Below are 5,476 nucleotides of genomic sequence, written 5' to 3' on the forward strand. Positions count from 1 at the left end.
AGTGACTCATAGTCTTCACTCTCTTGATACGCCGTATTCATACGTTCATCCAAATGAATCGTCATGGACATGGCATCGATATCACGCTCGTCTGTTTCAATTTTAACTATCACAAAGCGTTCGAGTAGTTCTTTGGGAAGAACAAGGCTCGCTAATTGTTCTAATATCTTTGTTTCCATATAACTGCAAAGGTAACATTTTTTATTTATACCCACACCTTTTTGCTACTGTGCCTATATCCGTACCAACCTGGAAAACAAAAAAACATCGCCTGTATGACTTGAAATGCTAGTCAAACAGGCGATAGTTGTAGTGCTATTTCACTTTTTCATAATATTCATCTACACGAGCTCCAGTAACTGTATTTACCCATATTATGTGCATCAGGTTGCCATTGTCGCTGAGTGTTAGCTCCATGGCGTTGCTCTTACCACTAAAGATGTTAGAGCTTTTTGAATCTATGGTTTCTACGAGGCAGCCATCTTCCAAAGTCCATGTTCCATTACCCCCAAGGCCGAACTGCGCGTTTTGCCTGTTCTTCACACCAAGATTCATAAATGTGCCGTCCTTCTCCAGTATTTTGAAATTTGCTCCATAAACACGTTCACCATTAGCGTTTGTACCACAAGCCTGCCATGCGCCCACCAGCATGTCCTTGGTAGGATTGGCAATGATGTCTTTTTCTTCTATTCCATTAGGACGCGCAGAAGCAGGTTCAGTTTTTTCCGCAACAACATCCTTGGTTAAGTACCACTCATCAGCAGGTTTCATACCCTTGATGTTCTTTTTCGATGCATCCATAGCAAGACGGAAGCCTAATCCATTTCCCTTGCCCGAAGGATACCTCAGATCTCGATAGCAAACTTGGTTCCAGTATGCGAAGTGGCTATACCCACCTCCACGTGCCTGATGCCATGTTACTTTCTTAGGTCCTTTCGGGTTCTTTTGTGCTCCAGGAACGTATGCGCCATTATAATCCGAGCACCATTCCCATACGTTACCAGTCATGTCGTAGATGCCAAGCTCGTTTGGGGCCTTATTCGCAACATTATGAGTGTTGTGCTGTGGATTTGTGTCACCAGTCCAGCCGACTTCAGCTAGTTCGTTGCTACCGCTATACACATAATCCTTGCTCATGGATCCACCTCGTGCCGCATATTCCCACTCCGCCTCGGTAGGCAGACGGAAAGTAACTCCTGTCATTGTATTGAGCTTGCTGATAAACTGCATGATTTCATCGTAATCGATATTTTCAACGGGACGATAATCACCTTTGAAGTGACTATTGTTATAGCCCATGACAGCAGTCCATAGTTTTTGAGTAACCTCAGTTCTTCCGATATAGTAACTACTGAGAGTCACGTTGTGAAGAGGCAATGCGTCTGCATTCTGTTTGTTATGGTCACCCATAACGAACGTACCACCTTTTACTTCTATCATTTCTACGGGAGCATTGTTCACCTCCATCTTTAGGTCCTGAGCATTTACGTTCATGCTCATTGCCATTGCGGCAACGAAAAGTTTTGCAAACTTCTTCATAATTATATACACTATTTTTGTTTATAATAATCTTTATTTTTCTTGGGATTAAATACAGGCGTGTCTTCCGACCAGATGCGAGGCAACACAATGTTGTAATTTTCTGTACCTTCAATACGCAGCAACTTCAAGGTCTCGTCTCTGTATGTGGCAGCAAAAACGATAGGAATGGTACTGGCTCTCTGTATCAGAATTTCCACAGATTCATAATGGCGGTAAACATCGTTCCATGCCACATCAACATTGTTCGTAAGTGCATATCCCTTTATCTTTTCAAATATGGTATTCCAATCGTCGATCGAACAGTTTGGTACCGTGTATATTACACCCTCGGCATGTTGCCTGAGCTTCTGAGGATTGTTGAACGTGACAAGCTGATATTGATACGTAGGACCATCATATTGCACACCAAACTTATACACTTCTGGTCTTGAGATGTACTGCGCAAAAAAATTATCCATTTCATCCGCAATCCTATCGTTTGACTCGTATGGGATGACAGACTCCTTTAGTTTTGATGTATAGAGGAAATGTATCGTATTTCTATTGAAAACCAATTCGATGTAGTTGTTCTGTACATCATCACGAAAACTTGGATGACATGCAAACACAATGCCTTCCGCAGGTGTATCCGTTCCCTCCTTTATTACTTTCTGTCCGATGCAAGGCAATGCCTTCAGTTTATCTATGAGAGGTTTCAAACGCTGACAATCACCCACAAAATCATATTCTGATCTCATGGTACGATTGACCCAGTATGCAACCTCGCCCTGCTTCAGTGTAACGTAATCGCTGTAGGGATACAGTCTGTTCAGCTCTTCATAGACATCTACCAGATTGTCCATTTGTACAACAATTGAATCTTGCTGGGCATACATGCTGGCACACCATATTTGAAAGGCTACCAGACAACTTATTATGTACTTGAATTTAGAAATCATAATCTTCGACATTTACCATTTGACCTAAACCATTAAGATACTCAGGATGTTCGCTCAGGTTACTTTGGCACATAGTTATTATTTCCCCTGACTCCTCAATTAGCATTTTCTCATCCAACCTCATAAAGTTGTTGGCAATATACTCTTGCATGATTTGTTCATCAGACAGTTCGTCAATCTCATCAGAAGCTAGGACTTCAAGATTGTCTGTTAATTGCTGTTGGAGAGTGACTGGCTGTTTTTTTGCAGCTGCCTGCTTCTTTGTATCAATTAATGTTGGGCTCAATTTTGCATTGCCCTCCTTTATTTCCTGAAGCGGCATCTGAGTCTTTACTGTATCACACTCTATTTCCGTCACGGCAAGTTCATCATGTGAGTTATCATTAGTATATAACAGCAATACGCAAACGACAGAAGCTGCAACTGCTGCTACCCATGGATAAACTGACCTACGTTTCTTGATTGCAACGGAACTTTTCAGACTGAATCCTCTGAACAGAATAGCGTGCGCGCTCCAGTCCTCGGGAATATCATCATGTGTTGAGAAGTACTCCTTCAACACACGCTCTTCATCGACAGACGTAGCGTTGTCCATGAATTTTTCCATTAAATGCTGTATGTAAGCTTTTTCCGTTTTCATATATTCTGTTTGATAAGTTCCAATATTTTCTTTTTTGCTTTGCTAAGTGTACCACGAACGGAAGATTCCGTAGTTCCGAGTATGTGAGCTATTTCCGTATAACTCATTTCTTCTTCACCTCGCATCACAAGTATCTTTTGCCAGTTGTATGGAAGCCGTTTCAGTGCTTGCCTATACACCGTGACTGATTCTGTTGCTTCCATTCTTTTATGCGGAGTGTCGTAGGACGGAATCTCGTATACATCCTCGTCATCGTCTTTTGTGACCCAGAGAAACCTAAGTAATGGATGCCTTCGTTTCACTTTCTGGCGGTCTTTGCATACATTCCTTGCCATTGTTGCTACGTATGCCCTCAGCATCTTGGAATCGTTCTGGATCTCTGCACGCTTTTCCCATAAGCGCAACATTACTTCTTGAGCAACGTCTTCTACATCATCAGCGTTTGCAATATAGCCACGTGCCTCCGCCATTGCTACTTGACGAAGCCCTTCTGCTAATGACATGTAGATTTGCTCATTCATACTTTATATACGACAAAGACGGTATAACGCTACGCAAAATTACGATTTTTTCTCCTATTTCGACAAAAAATCGTATTCTAATGGATTCGAGCGCATTGATGACCCGAAAAAGGCAAAAAAAATCTGTTGCGATTTGCTTACATTAGTTAAATAGTAGTACGAAAAAACTATGTCATTTTTACGTGTACAACCTATTTTTTTATCAGTAGATTATAATGCTGTATCTTTGCCGATGCAATCCTTTCAATGGGATTCCAACAATGGTTCATGAACCGAACAGCAAGTTTAATCGGAATGTCAGGAAGTACAACTGTCGGACCACAAACAGAGTAAAAATGACTAGATTGATAACAATTGAGCAGTTGCTTGCAAAGCCTATATGCATGATGACTGGAGAGGAGTTAACCTTGCTCCTCCAAAACACAGAGAAGGTTACGGCAAAGGTACCTGCCGAGGTGGTACCTGAGAAGCATTATGAATATGGTATCGAAGGCTTGGCAAAAGTTTTCAAATGCAGCATCCCTACGGCAAACCGCATCAAGAAGAGTGGCGTAATTGATGCAGCCATCACACAGGTGGGACGTAAAATCGTAGTAGACGTTGAGCTCGCTCTTGAACTGGCAAAGAAGGCAGGTGGCTTTACTGCAATGAAGGAGTGATAAGGACGAAACTTGGAAGAAACTGTTGATAGCAGCATTGCAACATGGGAAATGTTCTCTGTTACCGCCATGTTATTGCCCTCAGGAATCTGGGCTTCATTGAGGAAGATGTCCTTGACCTTTTCCTTCATGCCTTTGGGTAAAAGCCCGACAGAATCCAGAGCTTCCAGACCTTCGTCAGCGATGTTCGCCCAGTCATCCATGGTGAAGTTCGCTGTTTCTTGCTTGGATGGTGAGATTACAAACGTGGCCATGAAGCGTTCCAACTTTCGCCCTACTGTCCTGTCCTGCTGGTGCAACTGGCAGTGATGCTTCATGCGATACCATATTTCGGTGGCATCGAATTACTATTGAACCTGACAGAATCAGTATACTCAGTTATTCCGGTCCAGACCGGTCTATAAGTATGGAATCACTAAAAGAGGCGAATATGCTTAGATCTCGCAGATACCGCAACCGCAGATTGGGAGATTTTCTCAAAGAGTTAGACTTGACTGAAGGCAGAGCGACGGGTATTCCTACTATACAGAAGAAACTCAGAGAGAATGGTTCACCTAAGGCAACAATAGAGACCGACGAATCGCGTTCGTATTTCCTTATTGATATACCAGCGAAGAGGGATTTTGTCCAAGATGCAGAAATAGTAAAAGAGTCTGATATAGAGAGAATTAAACTTAATATGTCCAAGATGTGTCCAAGATATGTCCAAGATATGTCCATGAACGAATTAGGTTTATTAGCAGTTTGTCTGCAGAGGGCTCAAGAGGGCGTTTCTGCACAGGAAATGTTAAAAAACATAGACAAGGTTTCTTTTAAGCAGAAGAAAAGAAAGTACCTTGATAAATTACTTGAGATGGGAGCAATCTTAATGACAATTCCAGACAAACCAACCAGTAAAAATCAGAAATACATTCTTTCAGATATAGGATATGAAATTGTCCATAAGCAATAATGGAACGATTACATTCATGTGGGCGCTTGTAAACCAATAAAATTCACATGCGTTTACGTGAGAATTCCGTAAACTTAGTCATCGTCAACACCAATTTTGCTATATGGATGAGCTGCAAAAGAAATACAACCTACTTGTTACACAAAACGAGATTCTTCGAAAGGAGAATACAGAGTTGAGATCTCTTCTTTGTGCTCATGGCATTGAGTACAAGCCAAGGCCTA

General features: G+C 41.8%; 6 protein-coding genes and 1 pseudogene. 3 read left to right on the forward strand and 4 right to left on the reverse strand.

The window, feature by feature from the left end; translation table 11 throughout:
• Positions 1–315: 315 nt before the first annotated feature.
• The 4 genes from CIL02_RS13825 to CIL02_RS13840 are packed head-to-tail and all read right to left on the reverse strand — an operon-like array spanning position 316 to position 3,641.
• Positions 316–1,539 carry an SUMF1/EgtB/PvdO family nonheme iron enzyme gene (locus tag CIL02_RS13825; protein ID WP_094402600.1) on the reverse strand — a complete coding sequence of 408 codons (1,224 nt, stop codon included), beginning with the start codon at positions 1,537–1,539 and terminating at the stop codon, positions 316–318.
• 11 nt (positions 1,540–1,550) lie between these two features.
• A complete protein-coding gene (locus CIL02_RS13830; protein ID WP_206073519.1) occupies positions 1,551–2,480 on the reverse strand; it encodes a hypothetical protein in 930 nt (309 codons plus the stop codon).
• Positions 2,470–3,120, reverse strand: a complete 651-nt coding sequence (locus CIL02_RS13835; protein ID WP_094402603.1) for a hypothetical protein — start codon at positions 3,118–3,120, stop codon at positions 2,470–2,472. The genes CIL02_RS13830 and CIL02_RS13835 overlap by 11 nt, the downstream gene beginning before the upstream one ends.
• Complete coding sequence (locus CIL02_RS13840; protein WP_094402604.1) at positions 3,117–3,641, reverse strand: RNA polymerase sigma factor; 525 nt, start codon at positions 3,639–3,641, stop codon at positions 3,117–3,119. Before CIL02_RS13840 ends, CIL02_RS13835 begins: the two co-directional genes overlap by 4 nt.
• Before the next feature lie 335 nt (positions 3,642–3,976).
• Here CIL02_RS13840 and CIL02_RS13845 point away from each other — a divergent pair, with 335 nt between their 5' ends.
• The 3 genes and pseudogenes from CIL02_RS13845 to CIL02_RS17020 all read left to right on the forward strand — a co-directional run bounded on the left by CIL02_RS13845 (position 3,977) and on the right by CIL02_RS17020 (position 5,252).
• A complete protein-coding gene (locus CIL02_RS13845; protein ID WP_094402606.1) occupies positions 3,977–4,300 on the forward strand; it encodes a DUF3853 family protein in 324 nt (107 codons plus the stop codon).
• Between the two features lie 343 nt (positions 4,301–4,643).
• Positions 4,644–4,925: pseudogene (locus tag CIL02_RS16805) on the forward strand (ATP-binding protein); the annotation flags it as partial.
• Between the two features lie 159 nt (positions 4,926–5,084).
• The gene (locus CIL02_RS17020) at positions 5,085–5,252 is read left to right on the forward strand and encodes a Fic family protein (protein WP_371589511.1); all 168 of its coding nucleotides are present in this window, start codon (positions 5,085–5,087) and stop codon (positions 5,250–5,252) included.
• Positions 5,253–5,476: the final 224 nt, after the last annotated feature.

It is taken from the genome of Prevotella sp. P3-122 (genome assembly GCF_002251365.1).
GTDB lineage: Bacteria > Bacteroidota > Bacteroidia > Bacteroidales > Bacteroidaceae > Prevotella.